Origin of the sequence: Aquimarina algiphila (assembly GCF_007489275.1) — a bacterium.
Taxonomy (GTDB): Bacteria; Bacteroidota; Bacteroidia; order Flavobacteriales; family Flavobacteriaceae; genus Aquimarina; species Aquimarina algiphila.
The window spans coordinates 22,008-44,644 of record NZ_VLNR01000007.1 but is presented as its reverse complement, the minus strand read 5'-3'; the positions used below and the strand labels follow the sequence as shown (position 1 = coordinate 44,644).

The window sequence follows — 22,637 nt, the reverse complement described above, 5'->3', positions numbered from 1 at the left end:
ATGAAATTTCAACAATTTGAAAAGAAAAAAAACCAAACGTGGACTATTAAAGATCATACGCAACCAAAACTAAAAAAGCCTTTAGTTTTAGTTTTTGGAAATCGATACGCATTAGAAAAAGAGAGTATTTATCAAGAAGTTAAAGATTTATTTCCTGATGGAGAAATCATTTTTGGTTCTACTGCTGGAGAAATCATAGGAGGAAATGTTCTAGATGAATCAATAACATTAACTGCTATAGAATTTGAAAAAAGCACCTATTCAATATTTCGTGAAAACAGTTTGGATAACAACAAAGATGCTATACAAATAGGTCGTAAACTTATTAAAAAAGTTCCCAAACAAGGTTTAAAGCATATTTTCATTGTTTCAGAAGGGAGTTTTATCAATGGCTCTGCTTTGATAGAAGGTCTAGAAACAATGCATGACGAAATTGCTATAACTGGTGGTTTGTGCGGAGATGATTCGAGATTTGAAAAAACCCTTGCTAGTTATAACGAAAACCCAAAAGAAGGTGAAGTTGTGTTAATTGCATTTTATGGCGAGTCTCTAGAAATTAGTTTTGCTCAATATGGTGGCTGGACACCATTTGGACCAGAACGAATTATTACGAAGTCTGAACAAAATATTCTCTACGAATTAGACAATCAACCTGCTTTAGACTTATATAAAAAATATTTAGGCGATAAAGCTGCAGAGCTCCCTCAATCTGCATTACTATACCCTCTTAGTGTAAAATCAAAGGATAAAAAAGAGTCTATTGTAAGGACTATCCTCACCATTAATGAAGAAGCTAATGCTATGATACTAGCTGGTGATGTTCCCGAAGGATCTGTCGTGCAATTGATGATGGCAAATATTGATCATATTGTTGATGGTGCATTAAGAGCAGCAGAAATAGGTATGGAAAACAGAAAAAACAAACCAGAATTAGCATTATTAGTTAGCTGTATAGGTCGAAAATTAGTTATGGATCAACGTGTAGAAGAAGAGATAGAAGAAGTCATGGAGCATATTGGCTCTCAATCTACTATAGCTGGGTTTTATTCTTATGGCGAATTGGCTCCTTTTTCGGGAAACGTAAATTGTGAATTACATAATCAAACTATGACATTAACCCTATTTAGTGAATAATATGCATTCATTATTAGTAAGACAAATTAGAAAATTCTTGAATATCGATCCAGACACCAAAGAGTTTCTGGACATGGAAAAATTCCTTAGTGCTATTGATAAATCTTATCATAATTTTGAAGATCAATTTAGCATGTTGCAAAGAGCTATGTCTATAAGCTCTCAGGAGTTATTTGAGGCTAATCAAAAACTCCAACAAGAAGCAGAACGACAAAAAAAAGTGATTACCAGACTAACCGACGCAACCAAAACTTTACAATTATTAACATTCAAAAAACAAAAAGGAGATCATCAAGGAGAAGAGCTCACCGGAATAGAACTTGCAACATTAATAGAAGAACAAGCAAATCAAATTTCGGAAGTAGAAAAACAGAGAGAATTACTACTCAAAGATCTTGAAAAAAGTAACAAAGAACTTAATGATTATGCGCATGTGGTCTCTCATGATTTAAAATCTCCTCTTAGGAGTATTAATACACTCATTACCTGGATAAAAGAAGACAATCAAGGGAAACTTGAAACCACAACAGAAAACAATCTTAATTTGATTGATCAAAACATTGAAAAAATGGATAATCTAATCAGCGGAATTTTAGAATATTCTGTTATTGATGATAAAGCAAGAAATCTAGAATCTGATATTAATCTGATTGATTTGATTAAAGGAATCATAAACTTAATACCGATCTCAGATCATATTACTATTAGCATTCCCAATACGCTTCCTATTATACATGCAGATCCCTCCAGAATAAAACAAATATTTCAGAATTTGATTAATAATGCCATACATGCAATTGATAAGGAAAAAGGAGAGATCGAAGTTCTTTTTGAAGAACTTCCTGATTTCTGGAAATTTGGTATTCAAGATAACGGTAAAGGAATTCTTAAAAAATACCATAACAAGATATTTGAAATATTTCAAACTCTTGATGACAAAAAAGTTTCAACAGGTATTGGATTATCGATTGTGAAGAAGATAGTGGAATTTTATAATGGTGAAATCTGGATAGAATCAGAAAAAGAGATTGGTACTACTTTTTATTTTACATTAAAAAAATAAGAAATGAGTGAAACCCCTAACCTTATATATATAAAAGAATTGGCTGCCGGTTCAGTTGTTTTCGAACAAAAGTTAATAGGAATCGTAAAACGAGAATTTCCTGAAGAAAAAAAAGAATTCCTTAACAACTATGCGACAAATGCTTATAGTAAAGCAGCAGAAAATGTACATAAACTAAAACACAAAATTGGTATGTTTGGATATGAAGAAGGTTACCAGACTGCAATAAATTTTGAAGAGGGACTAAAAGATAATGATCCTTCATTATATTCAAAATTTATGTTAATTTTAGAATCCATAGAACAATTTCTTAAAACTATTTAAAAATCAAAATCATATGAATTGTATTATTATTGATGATGAAGAAACTGCAAGAGCTATTATTCAACAACTTTGTTCGCAAGTTGATGAATTACATGTAATTCAGGATTTTCCTAATGCAATTCAGGCTATAAAATTTTTAAATAAAGAAGAAGTTGATCTTATATTTCTGGATATCCACATGCCTGATTTTACCGGTTTTGATTTTATTGATACACTAAAAAACCCTCCAAAAATTATTTTAACGACCTCTGACAAGAATTTTGCTCTAGAAGCTTTTGAATATGACTGTATTGTAGATTATTTGGTAAAACCAATAACGTTACCTCGTTTTCTTAAAGCAATTCAAAAAGCTGAAAACGCTACTGTTTCGGCAAAAGTTGAAACAAAAACGGAGTCTTCTTTAAACCCTACTTCTGAAGAAAATGAACTCTATATTAATATCGATAGAAGATTAATTAAAATTAATATTCCCACTATTAATGTAATTGAGGCAAAAGGAGATTATATCCTAATTAAAACTGAAAAACAGAATTATACGGTTCATTCTACATTAAAAAAGATTGAAGAAAAATTACCTGATGACCTTTTTTTAAAAGTACATCGTTCCTACATTATCAATATCAAAAAAATCATTGATATAGAAGATAATAGTGTCCTTATTGCTAAAGATGTAATCCCAGTAAGTCGATCAAATCGACCTGAACTCATGAGAAGATTAAACTTGTTATAATGGATTGTATTTTTTTCTTTTAAATTGATCGTCAAACCTTCTTTTAAAGGGTAAAAAATGTTGTTTTTGACGATAGTCTTGTGTTGCAAAAAAAGTATTAAATCCACAAGCTGTAAAAAATTTTACAGAACGTTCAAGTAAAGGTAGAATTGGTTTTTCAGAAAAAATAAAAGTCACATCTTTTTCATCAAATTCAGTTATTTTACTGAATGTTTGAATATAAATATGTTCATTGTTTTTTTGATATAACTGCGCCAGTTTATACAATTGAATCACTTCTTCTTTAGGTTCAGAATGAATAATAAAAAAGAATGGTTCTTTTAATGGTAGTTTTTGTTTTGAATACTCAAAACCTTCCTGAATAGATAGGTATATTAGATTTGAATACTTATAATAATCAAGCTCAATTCCCTTTTCTAGTAAAATTAAATCGTCATAATGAGGACAACTATATTTATCAAAATAAGATGTTTTAAGAATACGAGTTACTATTGTTTTTTTTACATTAACTCTATCTAGAATACTAAGTTCTCCATAAAAACCACATGGAAAAACATCAACTACAAGTTCATAGATAGCATACTTTTCAATACATCGAATAAGTGTACTAAAAAACAACTCATGATCCTTAAAAAAAGAATCTGGATAACACATCATTTTTATTTCTTGCGGAAGAAATTTTTTATGCTGCGAATTGGTTAGAATAATACAAGATGAAAGTTTTATTTTTCTAATCTTGATATAACTAAGTATTCTATTAAGGTGTCCTAATCCAGATCCATATACATAAAATAAGATCATTGTAGCTGTGACAACAATTCTGCAAGAATGAATATTTTTTGATCTTCTGGGATTTCTTTTATAGCTAAAATGGCGTATGCATAGCTATCTTGATCAGAAGACAATTGGTATAGCGCTTCATCATTGATAATAACCGAGGAAGAACCTAATTGGATAGCGTACAGTTCTTCTTCATTACGCTTTATTTTGATTTTATCTTCGTATCTCTTGATTTCAAAAGCATTTTCATTTTCTTCATTGTTTGATATCTTAATTTTATCTGGATATATTTTAATTTTCCATAATAACTCTGAATTTTTATCTCTTAATTTAAAACCTTCACTTTTAAACTTAACTTCATACACCATTGACCCGTTGGTATAAAACTTATGCTTATCAGGTTTGTTCTTGCTTGTATGCTTATTTCCTCCTGCATAAATCGTTAAGGGATCCAGAGTAAATCCTCCTATTTTTTCTCCTGTTGCTGTCGAAATAACCATTTGAGCATCAACATTAGTTGTTTCTACAACATGGTTTGCTTCGGTCTCTTTTGATGCATTATTTTCGGTATTTGTTTTACAGCTACTTGCGATTAACAATAAGCAAAGTAATGCTACAGTATATATCTTTTTCATAATTGCAGTTTAGTTAAATAATTTATGATCTCTTTTTCTTCGGTATATTCATTGTTTATTTTGTTAAATAAACGATTAGAAATTTCAGCTTTTGCTTCTGAATCTAATTTATGTACTTTCATGAGCACTTCTAGAAGACTCGAAGGTTGTAATGGATTAAATAAAAAGCCATCTTTTTCATGCTCGATTACATCTTTTATGCCTCCAACTCTTGAGGCAATAACCACATTTTTTGAAGCTCCCGCTTCTAATAATACATTTGGCATTCCATCATAAAAAGAAGGGATTAAAATAATATCTGCCGCATGATAAAAGATTATTAATTCATTTTTATTTACAAATGAAAAAAAACATACTTTAATATCGAGTTGATTAATGTATTCCTTGACAGACTCTTCTATATCACCAACCATCCAAATTTCATATTCTTCTTTATTACTAAAAGAAGAAAAAGTAGTTGAAAATTCTAATATCCCCTTTTTGGCTTTTAATTGTCCAACGATAACAATTCGTTTTCTTTCCTCAGAATTCTTTTTTAATGCATCAATCTGTATTAATTGACTATTACCAGGTTCCCATAGTTTACAATTAATCCCATTATGCGTAAAATACACATTTGGATGTTGTATTAGTTTAACAATTTTATCTCTTTTCTCATCGGTAACTGTGAAAATAAATTTAGATTGTTTTAATGTATATAACAAAGCTTCGCGTCTCTTAGAAAAAATTGCTTCATCAAAATCATTACCTCTAATTAGAGTAATTAATGGTTTATCTATCCATTTTGAAATAATTGGTCCTAAAACAATAGGCAGATGTCCACCAAACGCAACAACATATTTTATATCACTTAATATGGATAATCCTTCTATAAATTGAGAAGCTAGATTAAGCGTAAACTCTTCTGAATTATAAACTGGCACCGCAGAATAACTTCCTTGTACAGCAGCTTCTGTGTAAAACTTTTTTCTTCTATTTGTAAAGTGAATGACGTGAACATCTACCTTATGCTTTCTGAAATTACGAATTAATCGATCGCAAGATTCTGCCATCCCTCCTTTGCTAGGGTGATAATGTTGAGTAATAAAAAGAAGGCTCATTTAGCTATCAAAATAAGAAGTTCCATCATCGGTATCATCATAATTATCATAATAGTCATCAACCATAAATAGTCCTCCATAATCCTCTGCAATAAAGGTCATATACTCATATTCTTTATGAAAACGTTCTATCATTTTTCTACGCCACACATATCGGTCTTTCGAGTATAACTCAATATCTTTGGTTAATCTTGTGTCTTGCTCTGTAAAACACGTTAAACATAAGTTTTGTGCTCCTATCTCTGCATTAGTATTCTCTAAAGGCTTAAATGCATGAATATTACATATGGGTTTATCACATCTTTTACAATTATGAACCATTGTTGTATCACATGCTCGCAAAACAAATAATCCGATAGTCTCTTCGCAATTTTTTCTTTCTTCCATATAGGTTTACACTCTTGGAGTTACACAACTATAACTTACGTTTATCAAATTAATTAATTCTAAAGCAAAATAATCAGAAGAAAACATCTCTATAGAGCTTGATGAATACGGTTGATATTTTTCTGGGTGTTCATTTTTAATATCAAATTTTCTAGTGGTTTTAACAATATAAAAGTTTGTGTCTTCTGCTAACTGTATATTAGACTTATCCACCTCTTTTTTAAGTATATATTTCGTTTTTGGAATTTTCATTTTTAATACAAAAGGATATACCGATTTATACTTCCGTTTTGTTTTTCGTTTACCACTTACACTCCCTCTTTTGGTAATAATACGATTTCTTAATCGTTCTGTAAAATTAAAGGAAAGCATGCATCCGTCACTTAAAAAGCAAGATCCCTTACTAATCTCTTTTTCATAATAATAATTACTTCCCGAAATGAACCCAGAAGTGTTTGCCTCATGTTTTTCTTGTTTTACCAAATTTGTGGATTGCATTGTGTTTTTTACATTAGCTTCTAACGAAATTCTGGATTGAGGTTGTAAATCCTCTTCTATTAATGTAAAAAAAGCAGAAAAATAATCTGAAAAAAAATCAAACCCGTCTGTATATTTTTTCCTAAACTTACTATTAACATTTACAGTAAGTAGTATTCCACCACCTATGCTTGCTATAATCAATATGACTACGGGAAAATAATAAAAATAATTAATTATAAACCCAAGAACAATTAATGATACTGCCCCAATCCATATTTTTTTAATTTCTTTTTTCTTTTTATTATTTGCATGTTCTCTTTGTAATACACAAGCTCTAAAAAAACGAATCCATTTTAATGGTGTCTTTTTTGATGTAAAGCCCCTATGTAAATGTGCTCTTTCTATAGGAGCTCCACTAAATTGTTCGGCAGTTAAAACAGATCCTTGTTTATTCATATTAATTTCTTAAATCCTCATACACTTGGTTTAACTTTTTTACTTGTATTTGCCAGGTAAACTCCTCTTTCATTTTCTTTAATGCTCTATCTGACAAAGCTATACGCTCTTCTGGAGTATCCAGTAAAAAACGGATACATCGAGCTAGATCTAACTCCCTGTCTGGTTCTACTAACATCGCTTCTTTGTCAGATACAAGTTCTCTTACTACAGGTAAATCTGATGCTACAATCGTAGTTCCGCAAGCCATAGATTCTAATATTTTTAAAGGATTACAGCCTTGAATAATATTTCTATTGCATGCTTTTAAAGGGGCTATTGATAATTTTGCGAAATGTATATAATTATAAAGTTCTTCTCTTTGTAATTTTGACTTTACTATAACGCGTTCGTTAATTTCTAATTTTTCTATTAGTTTTTGTAATGGTTTAAACGCTTTTTCTTTTACAGATGAGCAAATCACTAATTTTAAATCTTCGTAGTCCTGTAAAAAAGTCATCGCTTTTAAAAGCACTTCTATTCCCTGCCATCGTTGTAAAGCTCCAAAATAAATGATATAGTTATCTGGAGCGTCATTTGGTCTTTCAAAAGACTCAGGAATATATGCTCCGTTAGGAATCACTTTAATCTTATCTTCAAGAACATTATACTCAGACACTAACAGCTTTTTTGTTGTATATGAAGGTGTAATAATGACATCTGAATTTGCGAGACATTTTTGTTCTAAAAACCTAAGTTTACTTAGAAAATCATCTGTAAGATTGGGGTATCGATAAGGCAATTCTATTGAAGTAAGTGCATTAACTTCAAAAACTGACTTGATATTTTTATGAGCTATGATTCCCATACCACTCCATATATCTCTGAAATGGGCTATTTCTATATTATTTTTATTTCTTTCAATTTCTAAAAATATTTCTTCAGAGAACAGAGAGGCTTTTTCTAAATAATTTAATCTTTCATTAGAATAGTACCTCTTGATTAAGATATTTTCGTGCTTTTGTACTGCGGGAAGCTTATCATTTCCCCTTAGACATAATAATCTAAGTTCATCCCCATGTGTCGATAACTCAGATATCATTTCTTTTATATGTGTAGATGATCCTTTAGAACTAGGAAATACATCATAAGCAGCATAAACATTTAACATCATCTAAAAAGATACTTTTGTTGGCTCTCGCTGTGATGTTTCCTTGATTTCAAAAAAAGTTCCCTTATTAAAGTTGAACATATTTGAAATAATATTAGAAGGAAAACTTTCTATTGCTATATTATTCTCTTTTACGGTACCGTTATAATATCGACGAGCCATCTCAATCTCTTCTTCAATAGCACTTAATTCATTTTGCATTTCGATAAAATTCTGATTTGCTTTTAATTCTGGATAATTTTCTGCAATTGCAAAAAGATTCATCATAGAATTTTTTAGTGCATTTTCTGCGTTACCCTGATCAGATACCGTATTAGCATTCTGAACTAAGTTTCTCGACGCAGTAACGTTTTCAAAAAGCTCTTTTTCATGACTTGCATACCCTTTAACGGTTTCCATCAAATTAGGTATTAAGTCATTTCTTTTTTTTAGAAAAACATCAATACTACTCCATCCTTCTTCCATAAGGTTCTTTTTAGTAACTAAACTATTATAAATAGAAATCCCTGCCAAAAACAACAGGATAACACCACCTAAAACAATAAAAACAATAATCATAATTCCACTCATAGCTAAAACAAAATTTAGTCATAAAAAATTTAAATTGACCATACTATATAGATCGTCATTTTTTTCATGATTTGTTAAAAATAGAAATAAATATTGACAGATGATTATATAATGGTCTCAGAATAGTATAAAAATAATCTGAAACAATACTCTTATCAATCTGTACAATAATACTATAGACAGATACAACCTGATACAAAATCCATTCACCTACAGTAAATTACCTCTGATCGAATAACTCCATGATCAGGCACAAGTATAGATTAATTTTAACCATCTGAAAACTTAAACTATACCGCTATGAAAAAAATTATTACTCTTTTGATTTTATGTTTTGGAGCATTGGGCTTTGCTCAACAGCCTTTTGATTGTAACGAAGGTAATTTCTATCAGGTTATTTCTGGTGTAATGAAAGCTTATGATCCTATCACAGGTTCATATTCTGATGCTTTACATACCTATTCCTCCTATAATGCAGGAGGATATAATGTAGTAGATAATTATTTATATGCTATTAAAAATAGTGATAAACACCTTTTAAGAATCGCCAAAGATATGGTTATCGACTTGGGTGCAGTAACACCGTCAGGAACTACAGCTTTTGGAGGAGGATATGCAGCAGATGTAGATACAGATGGTAATCTTTGGGTTTTTCAGAACAATAATAAAAAATCATTTCATAAAATAACAAACCTAAAAGATTACAATGGTTCTTCATCTCCGGTATTTGAGGTGATCGAGGCTGATGTAGCCTCTCCCAGTACATGTGCGGATATTGCATTTATTAACGGAAACATTTATGGAGGTAGTAGAGGAAAGCTATACAAATGGGATCTTTCATCTGGTACACCTGTATTTTCTAGTAAGACTGTTAGTAATCTTCCAAGAGGTACTTTTGGTGCTGCCTATGCAGATGCTAACAACAGATTATACTTATCTGATAATAATGGCGGGTTATACTTAATAAATGATTATGAGGGTAACACCCCAACAGCTACGTTACTTAACCTTACAGAAACTACAAATTCTAATGACGGATTTAAATGTGCTAGTGGCATCTCTCCTTTAGACAAAGATCAAGATGGTATTTTGGATTCTATGGATGCAGATTGTGATGGTGACGGTATAGCTAACACCATAGAATGCAACGGACTAGATCCTTATGGAGATGATGACGGTGATGATATGTATAACTATTTGGATAACGATATAAGTGGTAATGGAGACAATGTGGTACAAGACGCCTTTGATAGAGATGGTGATGGCAATCCAGATTTCTTAGATATTGATTCAGATAATGATGGGATCTATGATATTGTAGAAGCTGGTCAAGGAGATAAAGACACTAATAACGACGGAATTTATAATGGATCTGACACTAATTTTCAGGATACAGATAATGACGGTATAGCTAATTCTTTTGATCCTGATCAAACAGGTACTACTTTTATTCCTTTAGATACAGATAACGACAACATCTATGATTGTTATGATATTGATTCTGATAATGATGGAATTGTAGATATTATAGAAGGACAAGAAAGTAATGCATACATTGGTCTTTCTAATATTGATGAGGATAAAGATGGGTTAGATGATGCTTTTGATACTGATTTTGGCGGAACAACAAACGGAACGGTAAATACAGATGGTACAGATGGGTATGATCATTTGGATACTGATTCTGATAATAACGGTATTTTAGACAGCACAGAAGCTTATGATAGTGATGGTGATGGAGTGGCAGAAACAACCGCTTCTGGAATAGATAACGATAATGATGGGTTAGATGATAGTTTTGACTTAAGAAAAAGTAGTTTTGCTCCTGAAAATGGAGGACAAAGCCCAAACAGTTTCCCAATTCCTGAAATTTGTGACCGATATAATTACTTAGGAGATTTTTCTTCTGATGGTACCCCATTATACTTTGACGAAAAAGACGTAGTGAGTCAGGAAACTATAGATATGATTAATGATGCTTTACCAGAAGGATACCCTGTACCAGATTTTAATCCACATTATATTTCTTCAGGCTATGATACCGATGTTGTTGTTCAAGAACAAGCTGATATTTGGGTAACTTTTGTAGGAGAAGGAGCAGGATATAAAAACACTTTAGGTTTCTATACCTATGACATTAATAATCCATCACCATCTATGCCTGTCCCAGAAGATATTACTATTATTTTCCCTAATGTATCTGCTGTTGGAAGTGGAGGCGGATTAGAAGTTGGTGATAAAGTAAATATTGGAAGCTTTCCTCCTAACACAGGAATAGGGTGGGTATTACTAGCCAATGCTTGGTCTGATGGTTGTGTAGGAACAGGAAACTGGCAATTACATTCTAATCCTGATTATAATCCAGAAACCGATCCAGAATTAAGATATCACAATGTATTATTATCTGATCCAGAAAATGAAAGAATCATATTAGGTTTTGAAGATATCAGAAGAGATTATGCTTCTTGCGATCAGGATTTTAATGATGCATTATTCTATATCACAGCTAGTCCATACACTGCCATAGTTACCGATAATTATGTTGATATTGATACTGCTACTGATGTAACTTCTGCTAATGATGGTGGGTTAGAAAGTAACGGAGATTTAGCAAACCTAATTGCAAAACGTAACTTTACAAGAACAAAGACAAATTCAATTTTTAATACTAAAAAATCACAAAAAAGATTTCAACCAGGAAAAAAATCATATACATCTGGTAACAAGGATGATTTAAGTATATATTTCCCAAAAACAGGAATATTTGGCACAGAAACTACGTATGTATCTAGCCCAGAAGATCTAATTTCTATCACCAACGCAAATGCAATTTTCTCTGTAGATTATTACAAAGGAAGTAAAAGAGTAGCAGCAGCATTAGCTACCTCAACAAAGGGTTCTATTTATGATCATTCAAAAACGATATGTGATCGATTAAATGGTTCTAAATTATTAGATGTACGAACGGTAAAAATAAAAAATCATACCATCGTAAGTACTAGAATTGAAAGAGCTACTGGAGAAATTGAATATGCCTTGACGTTCTCTATCAAGAAAGGTGATTCTGAAAATGAAATCTATAGCTTATGGAACATCGGAAACTATCCTGAAGGCGATTATACAAACTTCCAGGTATGGGGAGGATCAGTATCACAGGTAGCCAATATAGCCAATCATATCTTAAATTCGTTTACAACAGACAAACCATTAAGAAGTCATAAAGTGAGTCATCGAGTACCAACCGTATTTGTAGAAAAAGGATCTTACACTAATGGTAAATTGACGTTAAATATTATTAACAAACATGGTTCAAACCATATCAATTTTAATGGAAACGTAAGAAAAACAGAACAATCCCCAGAAGAAAACATTACAAAAACAATCACATTATCTGGAGCGTATCACGAGCAGGTAACTATAGATACAGGATATCTGTTTGATATAGGATTCTCGATTACAGGAGAAAACTCTCCACAATTAGATGCATTGTATTTGGCCGATGGACCATGGGGTATCGACTACTTACAACAAGGGGTTACTATTGATACTTTTGAAGTAATAGAACATGATAAAGAAACCAAAGAGAATACATATATCGTAGAGCGTAATAGTATTGTAAAGGGTAATGTAAAAGAAACATTAAACCTATTCAGAAATATTTTAGCTGGTGAACTTACATTAGATATATCTGATTATGACGCGCTGCAATTCGAAATGTTTAATGATAAAGATGTCGAAGTGATATTGGTAACAGAAGGCCTTACCAACTGGAATAATAGACTTAGATACAAAATTTATGCAGCTTCAGAAAAAAAGACGCATACAATCTCGTTCTCTGACTTTACCAATGGTAGTAAAGAAAATGAAACTTTTCAAAAAGTAAGAAGTGTAGTATTCTCTATACAGGGAGATTATCAAAACTTTGCACCATTTCATGTAGAAGTTTCTGATTTAGCCTTTACAAGTACCAAAAGTATAAGTCCAGAAATTGATCCAGAAACTCCAGATGCCGGAGATGATGAAAATGATGAAGTGGCACAAGTAATGGATGAACAACCTGAGACCATCAGATTAATGAATTATCCTAACCCATTTAGTACTCAAACTACGATCACAGTACCAGGTGTACATAATGAATTAGAAATGACAGTTATTGATATTATAGGAAGAACCGTTAGACAAGAACGTATAGTTCCTAATCAAAACACAATAACTTTTGAGACCAGAGATCTTATTCCCGGAGTATACTATTATACTATAAGAGGTAACAATAAAGAAAGATATAAAGGTAATTTTTTAATACGATACTAATATCAGGTTGGTTTCAGATTTGGGTAATAGCGAGAATAGTCTTATGATTATTCTCGTTATTTTTTTAATCCCATTATCTTTTTATTAAAAATAGGATTTTTCATAAAATACCATTTTAGCCTAAAACCAAGTTCTACGAAGTCTCCTGACTTTGTAGCATACATCAACAATAAAACTCCGCGAAGTCGGGAGACTTTGCGGAGCTAGAGGCAAGTCTTGGTTGTTAATTTCATAGATGTAAAGTGTTAAAACTAAGCCCTGAAATCAAGGCTTAGTTTATGATTTATTCTATTATTTAGACCTGATTGTTGGTCTAAATTCTTTATTGTTTCTTTTAAGAATAATTTTATCATCTTTTTCTATAATCTTATAACTCCACAATTCATCAATGATATTGCATCCATGAGATGTGTTTAAGTTTACAACAATATTATAATCAGCGTTATAGTTAAGATAAAAATCATACTGTTCATATCCAATAACATACACATTGCATTTTTTTGGCACAAGAGACTTTTTAACTTTAAAATTAACGACACCATCAACTCCTACTGTTTTAACAACTCCACTACCTAAGTCAATATTCGTACTAGGAATTACTTCATTCTCCTTATTAACTACCTTAATACTAACATATATAGAGTCAGAAGTGTTTTTTTTTCGTTCTATATTGTGATAATTTCCGTAACTTTCTTTTGTTAAATCAAAGTGTAATCGTAATGAATTTTTATTGATTTCATAATGACCAACTCCATAATCAGAGCCAACATCGCCAAATCGACAATGCCCTTTGTATATGAATTTATTATTTTCTAAAAAAGTAATACAATTATCAACTTTTTGTCCTTTAAAATTCATGCAATACGTTCCCTTTAAATTTTGAGAAAACGATGTAAACGACAACAAAGTTAAAAACACTAAACATTTAAGGGCATTTTTCCCCTCTTGCAGCTGATTTTGCGAGTCTTTCATTTTTTATTATTTTCCTGCTTTTAAAACTACAAGTCAAAATTGGATATAAAACCGGGATGGCTTTTTTCTGGTGGATAAAAATAAAGCGGCAGTATTATTTTTGTCTTTTTTGGAATTTTCAATATCGACCTATAATTATATACTTTTACATTATCCTCCAGACATTTCATTAATTGTTCTTGAATTTCTAAATTATCAAAATTCTTTATTGAATGGACTTTTTCTATAGACAAGTCTTTGTTAATTGTTACTTCGTAAAGAGCAAATCTATCATTTTTAATTTGTACGCCTCTAAATTGTTTTAAACATTCAGAACTAACGCCTACTTTTAAATTATATTCATTCTTGAGATTGAGCTTTTGATTTTTGAGATAATGTAAAACTTGTGTTTGTAACTCTATAGAGCGTTTATGATTTTCATGTGCATTTGGGAACATCTCTTTATTAAATCTTTGATCAATTTGTTGCGCTCCAGAACAATAATTAAAAACAAGCTGTCCTTTTTTATTGTAATCTGCAAAAATTAACCATGTAGAATTTTCCGGAGTTAAAAAGGAACAAGAAGAACCTAATGCACTAAATATTCTTAAAGAAGTGGTATTTTTTCCTTTATACAAGTCAAGTATTTCAACTTCAATGTTATGATAATCATTTGATTTATTGTCTTTTGTCACCTTCAAAATTTTCGCACTAGCTACAAAATCACTAAAAATGAATCGATTAATAAGGCGCGGTGGCTCACAATCACAAGAGAACAAAAAATTTGAAAAGAATAAAAATGTGATTACCGTTACTATCTGAATTGTTTTCATATCTATAGGTTTTAAGTTACTAATTTGTAGGACAAGTCTTGGTTGTAGCATGAAAATACTCTTGAGTAGCGTCTATTAATTTTTGTTGTTCTACAGCTCCTAAATCAATCCACGCTTGTACATTGTGATTTCTTAAACCACTCCAAGCTAAACCTTGATAAAAATCATCCAAAGAAATTGTTCCATTATTAGTTAGATAATTATAATCGCCAACTAATACGTTTTTATGAAATTCCTTTAGGGTGTTTGCAATTTGATTAACATATAATTTTGCCATTGTTTGATGTTGTGGTTTTGGCTCAAATTTAGTGTTGTCAAAATCATAATAAATTGAAAGAAAATCAGAAACATCTTGTTGGTCGTGTATTGATGTATCTTCGATTTTTCTATACATATCTGCGTGTATATATTCATGTATTATTGTTCTTGCAGCACTTAATGCTGAACGAGATGCTACACTTTCTGTGCTTATTTCAATTACAATTATTCCATCTTTTGGAGCAAAAGTTCTTCCGCCTACCTTATTTCCATCATTACCCGGCACTGTCGGTTTTGAAACAATTTTAATTCCAAATCTTGAATTCCCTTCAAAATTAGCCATAATATTTTTAATAAAACTACTCCCTTTTTCTGCAAGAAATTCATGTAAGCATTTTGCTTTACCCGTTAATCCATCACTTACTATTTGTAAATCCAAATCTACAAACTCCCCTGCCAAATATGCAATTCTTGCCTCATTTGCAAAAGCTATACTATTTGCTGAAAAGTTATTTGCATCTAAATAATCAAAAATTAAGCCAGTTTCAGTTGGCATATTAATCAACTCGTTTTGTTGCGCAGGATTTAAAGTAAGTGCTTGAGCAATATCATACACTTTCTTTCTAAAAGCAAAGTCAAAAGTTTCACCTCTGGCAAGTGCTAAAGCTCCCTCAACCGCATAAGGGATTTGTAACATTGACGGGAAACTTAAACCATTTGCCCATAAAACACTTCCTATGTTTCCTTTAAAGTTTAACCAATATGTAGCTTCTCGTAATGTGAAATATTGTTCTTCTATGAGAAAATCAAATAATAAAGCCGTTTCTTCATAACTAAGTACACCTTGCATATTGATACCATTATCAGAAGCCATTTCTTGTATAAATTGACCTACCAAATTAGGTTTAACGTTTGCTTGATCTAAAGCCTCAAGCATTTTTGCTAAACCATAATATTCTCTATTAGATGTTAAGCTTCTTTTGATATTAAAAGCGAGATCTTGGTTTGATGCTGTTTGAAAATTAACAGGTGTTACAGAATTATATGTATAATTAGCATGAGGAAAAGGAGTGTCCGCATTAACCGCATTTAATAAGCTCTCTGACAAATTTAAAGAGTTTTCTTTATAACCTTGATATCCTAAATAATCTTTAACTCTTTTTCTTATATCAGGTTGACTGTTAAAAAAATTAAGCAAGTTATTGTTGTCAAAACCATTTATTGCATAATTAAACAATACTTCATCGTCCGAAGGTGTGTTTCCAAAGACAGGAGGAGAATAGCCTACTTGTGTTGGTTGTGCGCTTGCGCCTGTTCTTGCAAAAAGTGTCTGTAAGTTTTGTGATTCAGTGCCTTCTGCCGTTAAACTATAATCGTCAGCTTCATTAAAAAAAACAAGTGGATTCCCTTCAAAATCTGTTAAATTTTTTGGTGCATCATCAACCCCTGTTGCATTACGAATCATATAGGTAGTCATAAAACGAATAGCAGGTTCATAATCTAAATGATTATAATGTACAACAAGACTACCTGCCAAAAAGTTAGATATGTATCCGTCAGATTGCATACGCAATAAACGACTATTACGAACACCAAATCTATTCGCTGCCTCGCGTTGACTATTTCTAACCCCTAACTGCTCGCTATACAAAGAATTCACTTCATTGTCTGTTATGTCTTTAAGATATCTGTTGCGAAATTTTAAGTCTCCATAATTACCATTTCTTTTTCTGATATCTAATATACTTACAGCAGCAGTAGAAGTTTGTAATGTCGCCTCATTATAGTTTTCTATTGAAGCTATACTCGCTGATAATCTAGAGACATAATTTAAGGCAAGTTGATTGGTTTCAACACGTTTAAAATAGTTCCTTTGAACATCTGTAAAACTTTCAGTGGGTAAGCCACTCATAGCTGTTTTTAACAAGCCTTCCTGACCACGCAACCATTCTTCTTTTGTGTTATTTATGGGTATGGCAAGATTAAAGGCATTAAAATGAAATAATTGAGTACAAAGGCAGCCACTAGTTTCACTACTTTTTTCTTCACAATCGAGACAACTTTCTGTACCGTCATCTGAATATTGTTCTATTTGTGCGTATGTAGCGTTTGATATTAGGCAGACCATACCTAATACTAATATTTTATATATAAATTTCATAATTATTATCTTGTATGGTTAGCTTATTCTTTAATTACAGTTTTAGTAAAATACTGCCCGTTTATCCTCATTTGCACAATGTATGTACCACTAGGTAGAGCACTACTATCTATAGTTGTAGATTGTAAGCTACTATTCGAGTTGTTTTGACTAGGTAAGCTCAAACGTTGTTGTCCGAATAAATCATAAATAGAAATCTGCACTTCTGCTTCTTTATCTAAAGAATAGGTGATCTCAAATTGATTGCCGATAGGATTAGGTGCTATAGTTGCAAAGTTTTTATCCAGTTCTAAAGGTGTTGATGTTTTTATGTCTGTTTCTGCAATAGTGGTTATTGCTGTTGGAGGAGTTGGAGTTTCGGGATATAAAACCATTCGTATAGGCGTATGTATTTCTTCATTAAACTCTACAATTTGACTTGCAGAAGGTGTTTTTACTATTAGCGCTTCTTTTCCATCAACGGTAGCTTGTTTAAAATATAGACCTGTAAGACTATGAATTATTGTGTTTTTAGTAGGATGATCTTGCAGTACATTTTTTAGTGGTGGGAGTTTAAGAGTTAAGCTTGAACCAAAACCGCTATAAAATTCATTAACGGAAGTATTAACCTGTGCATAACGAGCATTTTTTACCACCGTTTCTCCATTCATTATAAGTTCGTAACTAACATTTTTATATGTACCATGATCTTCTCTTTCGGTTATCGATAAGGTAACGGGGACATATTGCTTTACTCCTGCGGCAGTCCAATCATATACTATAAAATGCCCTTTAAAAGTAGTTGTTCCATTTCCTACAATTGTAATTTCTTTATTATTTGAAGCATAATTATCCAAAGAAGCCAAACGTTCCTCTGCCGAGATGGGAATCCAATCATTATTTTGATTTTGTAGTGTTTCTATTAAAGTAGTACTATTAAGAATGTTATTATCGGTAAGCATTTGTATTGCCAGTGCCTTATTTTGAGGTGCACCATATCCAAAATAATACATGATCGCCAACCAATGTTTTGCCATTGGGTGATTACTAGCTTCAAAATTTGTTTTTGCTTTAGCAACCAAAGTAGCATTGGTAAAATCCTCATTAGATACCAGGTTTTTTAAATAAAGGTACCCTAGGATATAATGCGCTATATCTTTTTTATAATCTTGAGCAACTAAGGCTTCAAGGTTATTAGCTATAGTTCCATAAGCAATAGAATGCCTTCCTCTATATCCCTTAGTTAATAGATTAATGCCGTGATCCAACATTGCTGGGGGATATTTATAATAAGACGCCCTAAAAAAGTGTAAATATGATGTTTCTTGAACGCTACCTCCAGGAAAAGTAGTATACCCCCCTCTTCTAAGGTGAAGTAATCCTGCGGCATATGCAGATGCGGGGCTAAGCCTACCGTAGCCACTTTCAGCACATGGAGTAATAAAACTAATTAATTCGTCAATAAATGGAATAGGAAAATCTTTAAAGCTGTTTTTTAACTCTATTATAGTTTCAGCTTTTTGATCGCATTCGGTTTTTGTGAGTTGTGCAAATGTGGGTTGCACATAGGTTAAGGCAAGACATAGCAAGCCCCATATAATGGATTTGTTCATTTTGTAATAATTTAAAAATGGTTATTAATTACACTTCGACAATGCCTGTCCTGAGCTTGTCGAAGGGCTCAGTGTGACATAAAGTATTCAAACCAAACATTAAGCCTTGATTTTACAAATACCTTATATCGAACTTGCATTATTTTTATATTGGGGTAACATCAGACCTAAAGTCATGATAAGGCCTATTAAAGGAGAAACTCCTTTATGATCAACAACTTGAATACAGCGCTATACTCTTATTGTTTTTTTCTATGTTATGATTTATTATGTGATTCTTCTAATGAGTGTAATAGGGTATCGTTTTCATAAGTTGGATTTTTATTTGTTATTATTTTGTGTTGTTATTCATTGCAATATTAAGATGTACCAGTTTCATTTTTCGGGATTCTGTAATAATGGTGATGTTAATTCATAGTTATAAGAAATATTGCTTTAGGGTCGCCATCTGTGGCTTTTTTTCCTATTTTAATTAAAAAGAGAGTATTGTGCATTCTTATAATTGTTATTTAGTTTAATAACTCTAATATTTCTATTTCAAAAATTGCAGGCTTGTTTTTTAATAAACTCTCTTGCCTTCTGTGTAGGGTAGATGGCATAATTAAAGTTGCANCTATTTTAATTAAAAAGAGAGTATTGTGCATTCTTATAATTGTTATTTAGTTTAATAACTCTAATATTTCTATTTCAAAAATTGCAGGCTTGTTTTTTAATAAACTCTCTTGCCTTCTGTGTAGGGTAGATGGCATAATTAAAGTTGCAGAACCACCAGTCTTTAACAATAAAAGCCCTTCCTGTATTGCACTATTAAGATGTGCAATTTTATCAAATAATATTATAGGGTTGTTGTTAAGTTCTCCATCCAAGGAATACATTTTACTACTAAATTTTATAATAGAGTTAGTTGTTAATTTTTGACCATTACCATGATTTGTAATNTCTTTGGCGGTTAAAGAATTATCTGATAAATATTTCTGGATAACTACTCGTTGTTTTCTTTCTGATTCTGTTATTTGTCGTTGTTGCTCTACTTGTTCGACAAATGATAATTCTGAGTCATTATCAGAGCTACATGAGTAGGACAATGCTAGTAGGCTGATTGCTATTAGTGTTTTTTTCATTTTTAGTATGTTTGTAGAGTTATTATGGTTTTAAAACAATATTAAGTTGCATTTCAAACATTAAGTTTGTTTCAGGTTCTATGCCTGTAAAAGATACGGGGTACTTACCATAAGCTAAATGTGCAGGAACTAACATTGTTATTTTACCTCTCTCTTGTATAAGTTGCAAGCCTTCTTTTACTCCTGGTAATAATCCATCAAAATTAAATGATTGACCATAGTTGTTATTTTCCATATTAGACTCTCCAAGAACTTCATTAGTTTCTAAGTTTGTTGTTTTAAAATGAAATATTACAGTGTCTCCTTCTTCTATAAACAAACCGTCACCTTGCTCGTCGATACGATAAAATAATCCTGACTCGGCTTTTATAATATCCTTCAAGTCAAACTGTTTTATATATTCTTCAATTCTAAGAATTTCAGCATCTTTTTCCTCTTGAGTATATTCATAGTTTGGTGGGTCAGGTTCGTTAAAAGGTGGTTTATCGTCGTTAGTTACGCATGCGGTAAATGCGACTAACAAACTAAGTAATAAGAGCATTTTTTTCATTGTCATTTGTTTAGGTTATTATGAGTTGTTTTTCATTGCAATATTACAGCACATCAGTTTCATTTTTCGGGATTCTGTAAAATGACAATGTTAAAGTTTCAAGTCTTTATCATTTTTTTGTGAACGATAAATCATTTTGCGAAATTAGGACAACATTAAATGAAAGCATTACAGAAATCTGTATTGCTTTTCTAAACTGGTATCTAAAATGTTCTTTTATGTTTAAAAAAGCATAAGCAGGTTTTATTCGATTTAGAGCTTGAGTTAAGATTATGGGGAAAACTTAACTAGTATTGTATTCTATGTATATTCTGGCATAAATCATTATTGCTTTAGGGTTATCGTTTAGGAGTTGATACATAAATTCTCCAATATCCATATCTAATTCTCGAAGCATATCGAAAAGTATTTCTGGAGGAATACTATTTATTTGATCTGGGAGCATAAAAAAACAATATCAAAAAGGATACAGGAGCAATTAAGGGGACTATGTACACAAACTCAACTTTAGTTGATATAACAATTACTCCTGTTTTTCCTTTTCTTAATCATAATTATAGTTTTATGCTGATAATTTGAGAGTTAAAGGCTTACCTTTCTTAATGCCTTCTAATGATAATGGTGAACTACGAATATTTTGTGCTATTTCGTGAGTAGTGTATCCTTCTTTGTAACATTCATGAATCCAATTTTTTAATAAAAGTGCATATCCTCCATATTTATTTACACAACTATTAAAGTGCCAAGGTTGTATAGATAAAATCTTCAAAATTTCTTGTTCAAAAATCTTTGGTTGCATTCCTTCTAAAGTAGACTCTAAAATAGTTTTCATATTATTTATTTTTTAGGGTTATTAATTTTTAATTGATGTGCTTAATGTTTATATGGGATGAAGTAAGGTTTTAATCAAATTCAATCTATACTATCTTTTCCAATTCTTGTTCTAAAAGAATTATCAATTCTGTTTTATCTTTAATTTGTTTCTCTTGGACACTTATTGCAATTTTTATCATAGATTTCAATATAGATTTGTCCGGATTTTTTTTTCTACGATCTCTTATATTGATGATTGTATTGTAATGAACATTATATTGGGTAGCTATTATTTGTAATTCTTCGGTTGTAAGTGATTTTTTTAATAGTCTTGATAATAAACTACTTATAGGATTACGATCTTTCATTACCATATTTCAAAAAATATGTTTTTTGATCTTTTTGTTATTATAGATTTATGGACTGATCGAATGATTAGGAATTGGTAAATTGTTGATGTTGTTTTCATATATTTGTATTTCTTATAAAGTATGTAACAAAAATAAGGGTAAAATTACTCAAAAACAATTTATTTAGGGTAAAAATACCCTAAATAAAGGTAAATTTGTGACATTTAATTGATTGAAAATAGTTTGGACATAAAGAAAGAGAGAAAGAATCAGGGTATGACACAACAAGAGTTTGCTGATTTACTTGGTGTGACTAGGAAAACAATAGTAAACTATGAATCTGGGGGAAATATTCCTGAGTCCAGAGAAAAATTATTTAAATATATCCTAAAGACATTTAATAAAAAGGAGAATTCTTCATCTCAGAAAGAAGATCATTATGCCAAAGATTTAAATAAAACAGATAAAGCTTTAATGAGTAAAGTTTTAGAAAAATTCGAACATATTGGAGATGATGAAGTGGCTCTTTATGTCGACTTCAAAAAACATAAATTACTAAAAAACCCTCTGATCAAATCAATAATAAAGTCAGAGGCATGGCGAATTGTTGAGCATGAAATGAGAAATCTAGCAATTGAAAAAACATTAGGCACTGAAGATGACGATGTTTAAAATTTCTCGAGTCGACAAGTCAGTAAACTTAAAAACTTCTCTTGCGGCATAATACTTTGAGAATTTAAAATATTAATTGAATTTTTTTTTAATTCTTCCATTTGTTTTTCATTTTCCTGAATAGCTAGAGCCATTAATTCATTAAGACTATCCCTGTTGGTAATTAGCCCTTTATTTTTTAATCGCTCTACTATTTTTATTTTATCTCTGTCCATT

22 protein-coding genes are annotated in these 22,637 nt (G+C 31.2%); 6 read left to right on the top strand and 16 right to left on the bottom strand.

Features of this window, described 5'->3' with window-relative positions; translation table 11 throughout:
* From FOF46_RS04825 to FOF46_RS04810, 4 genes are read left to right on the top strand one after another with little or no spacing between them, the layout of a single operon-like run.
* Nucleotides 1-1,134: an FIST signal transduction protein gene (locus tag FOF46_RS04825; protein ID WP_109433952.1), complete on the top strand. Its 1,134-nt coding sequence runs from the start codon at nt 1-3 to the stop codon at nt 1,132-1,134.
* 1 nt (nt 1,135) lies between these two features.
* Nucleotides 1,136-2,197: a sensor histidine kinase gene (locus FOF46_RS04820; protein WP_143915658.1), complete on the top strand. Its 1,062-nt coding sequence runs from the start codon at nt 1,136-1,138 to the stop codon at nt 2,195-2,197.
* Nucleotides 2,198-2,200: 3 nt separating this feature from the next.
* Nucleotides 2,201-2,521, top strand: a complete 321-nt coding sequence (locus FOF46_RS04815; RefSeq protein ID WP_143915657.1) for an Hpt domain-containing protein — start codon at nt 2,201-2,203, stop codon at nt 2,519-2,521.
* A 13-nt stretch (nt 2,522-2,534) separates the two neighbouring features.
* Nucleotides 2,535-3,251: a LytR/AlgR family response regulator transcription factor gene (locus FOF46_RS04810; RefSeq protein WP_109433955.1), complete on the top strand. Its 717-nt coding sequence runs from the start codon at nt 2,535-2,537 to the stop codon at nt 3,249-3,251.
* Here the strand turns inward: FOF46_RS04810 and FOF46_RS04805 are convergent.
* The 7 genes from FOF46_RS04805 to FOF46_RS04775 are packed head-to-tail and all read right to left on the bottom strand — an operon-like array spanning nt 3,246 to nt 8,809.
* Complete coding sequence (locus FOF46_RS04805; RefSeq protein WP_143915656.1) at nt 3,246-4,052, bottom strand: hypothetical protein; 807 nt, start codon at nt 4,050-4,052, stop codon at nt 3,246-3,248. The two genes, FOF46_RS04810 and FOF46_RS04805, sit on opposite strands and share 6 nt — an antisense overlap.
* Nucleotides 4,049-4,666, bottom strand: a complete 618-nt coding sequence (locus FOF46_RS04800) for a hypothetical protein (RefSeq protein WP_143915655.1) — start codon at nt 4,664-4,666, stop codon at nt 4,049-4,051. The genes FOF46_RS04805 and FOF46_RS04800 overlap by 4 nt, the downstream gene beginning before the upstream one ends.
* Nucleotides 4,663-5,766 (bottom strand): glycosyltransferase family 4 protein, encoded by a 1,104-nt coding sequence (locus FOF46_RS04795; RefSeq protein ID WP_143915654.1) that lies wholly within the window; start codon nt 5,764-5,766, stop codon nt 4,663-4,665. Before FOF46_RS04795 ends, FOF46_RS04800 begins: the two co-directional genes overlap by 4 nt.
* On the bottom strand, nt 5,767-6,153 hold the full coding sequence (locus FOF46_RS04790) for a hypothetical protein (RefSeq protein WP_109433959.1): 387 nt from the start codon (nt 6,151-6,153) through the stop codon (nt 5,767-5,769).
* A 6-nt stretch (nt 6,154-6,159) separates the two neighbouring features.
* Nucleotides 6,160-7,089: a hypothetical protein gene (locus FOF46_RS04785; protein ID WP_143915653.1), complete on the bottom strand. Its 930-nt coding sequence runs from the start codon at nt 7,087-7,089 to the stop codon at nt 6,160-6,162.
* Between the two features lies 1 nt (nt 7,090).
* Nucleotides 7,091-8,242 carry a glycosyltransferase family 4 protein gene (locus FOF46_RS04780; RefSeq protein ID WP_143915652.1) on the bottom strand — a complete coding sequence of 384 codons (1,152 nt, stop codon included), beginning with the start codon at nt 8,240-8,242 and terminating at the stop codon, nt 7,091-7,093.
* Nucleotides 8,243-8,809, bottom strand: coding sequence for a LemA family protein (locus FOF46_RS04775; protein WP_235010876.1), 567 nt, complete (start codon nt 8,807-8,809; stop codon nt 8,243-8,245).
* Between the two features lie 300 nt (nt 8,810-9,109).
* Between FOF46_RS04775 and FOF46_RS04770 the strand changes: the two genes are divergently transcribed.
* Complete coding sequence (locus FOF46_RS04770; RefSeq protein WP_143915651.1) at nt 9,110-13,120, top strand: DUF6923 family protein; 4,011 nt, start codon at nt 9,110-9,112, stop codon at nt 13,118-13,120.
* Between the two features lie 291 nt (nt 13,121-13,411).
* On the opposite strand, the gene FOF46_RS04765 is transcribed toward FOF46_RS04770, so the two are convergent.
* The 8 genes from FOF46_RS04765 to FOF46_RS04730 form a co-directional block, all read right to left on the bottom strand.
* A complete protein-coding gene (locus tag FOF46_RS04765) occupies nt 13,412-14,092 on the bottom strand; it encodes a hypothetical protein (protein WP_143915650.1) in 681 nt (226 codons plus the stop codon).
* A 26-nt stretch (nt 14,093-14,118) separates the two neighbouring features.
* Nucleotides 14,119-14,904, bottom strand: coding sequence for a hypothetical protein (locus FOF46_RS04760; RefSeq protein WP_160113999.1), 786 nt, complete (start codon nt 14,902-14,904; stop codon nt 14,119-14,121).
* Between the two features lie 19 nt (nt 14,905-14,923).
* Nucleotides 14,924-17,323: a hypothetical protein gene (locus FOF46_RS04755; RefSeq protein ID WP_143915649.1), complete on the bottom strand. Its 2,400-nt coding sequence runs from the start codon at nt 17,321-17,323 to the stop codon at nt 14,924-14,926.
* 23 nt (nt 17,324-17,346) lie between these two features.
* Nucleotides 17,347-18,915 carry a T9SS type A sorting domain-containing protein gene (locus FOF46_RS04750; protein WP_143915648.1) on the bottom strand — a complete coding sequence of 523 codons (1,569 nt, stop codon included), beginning with the start codon at nt 18,913-18,915 and terminating at the stop codon, nt 17,347-17,349.
* A 1,143-nt stretch (nt 18,916-20,058) separates the two neighbouring features.
* A complete protein-coding gene (locus FOF46_RS04740; RefSeq protein WP_167571747.1) occupies nt 20,059-20,586 on the bottom strand; it encodes an FKBP-type peptidyl-prolyl cis-trans isomerase in 528 nt (175 codons plus the stop codon).
* 283 nt (nt 20,587-20,869) lie between these two features.
* Complete coding sequence (locus FOF46_RS31365) at nt 20,870-21,031, bottom strand: hypothetical protein (protein ID WP_167571746.1); 162 nt, start codon at nt 21,029-21,031, stop codon at nt 20,870-20,872.
* 117 nt (nt 21,032-21,148) lie between these two features.
* Nucleotides 21,149-21,418, bottom strand: a complete 270-nt coding sequence (locus tag FOF46_RS04735; RefSeq protein WP_143915645.1) for a hypothetical protein — start codon at nt 21,416-21,418, stop codon at nt 21,149-21,151.
* A gap of 85 nt (nt 21,419-21,503) precedes the next feature.
* Nucleotides 21,504-21,767, bottom strand: a complete 264-nt coding sequence (locus tag FOF46_RS04730; protein ID WP_143915644.1) for a hypothetical protein — start codon at nt 21,765-21,767, stop codon at nt 21,504-21,506.
* A gap of 210 nt (nt 21,768-21,977) precedes the next feature.
* On the opposite strand from FOF46_RS04730, the gene FOF46_RS04725 reads away from it, so the two are divergent.
* Nucleotides 21,978-22,421 (top strand): helix-turn-helix transcriptional regulator, encoded by a 444-nt coding sequence (locus FOF46_RS04725; protein WP_338120331.1) that lies wholly within the window; start codon nt 21,978-21,980, stop codon nt 22,419-22,421.
* Here FOF46_RS04725 and FOF46_RS04720 read toward each other — a convergent pair.
* Complete coding sequence (locus FOF46_RS04720) at nt 22,418-22,636, bottom strand: hypothetical protein (RefSeq protein ID WP_143915642.1); 219 nt, start codon at nt 22,634-22,636, stop codon at nt 22,418-22,420. The genes FOF46_RS04725 and FOF46_RS04720 overlap by 4 nt on opposite strands.
* Between the last annotated feature and the right edge of the window lies 1 nt (nt 22,637).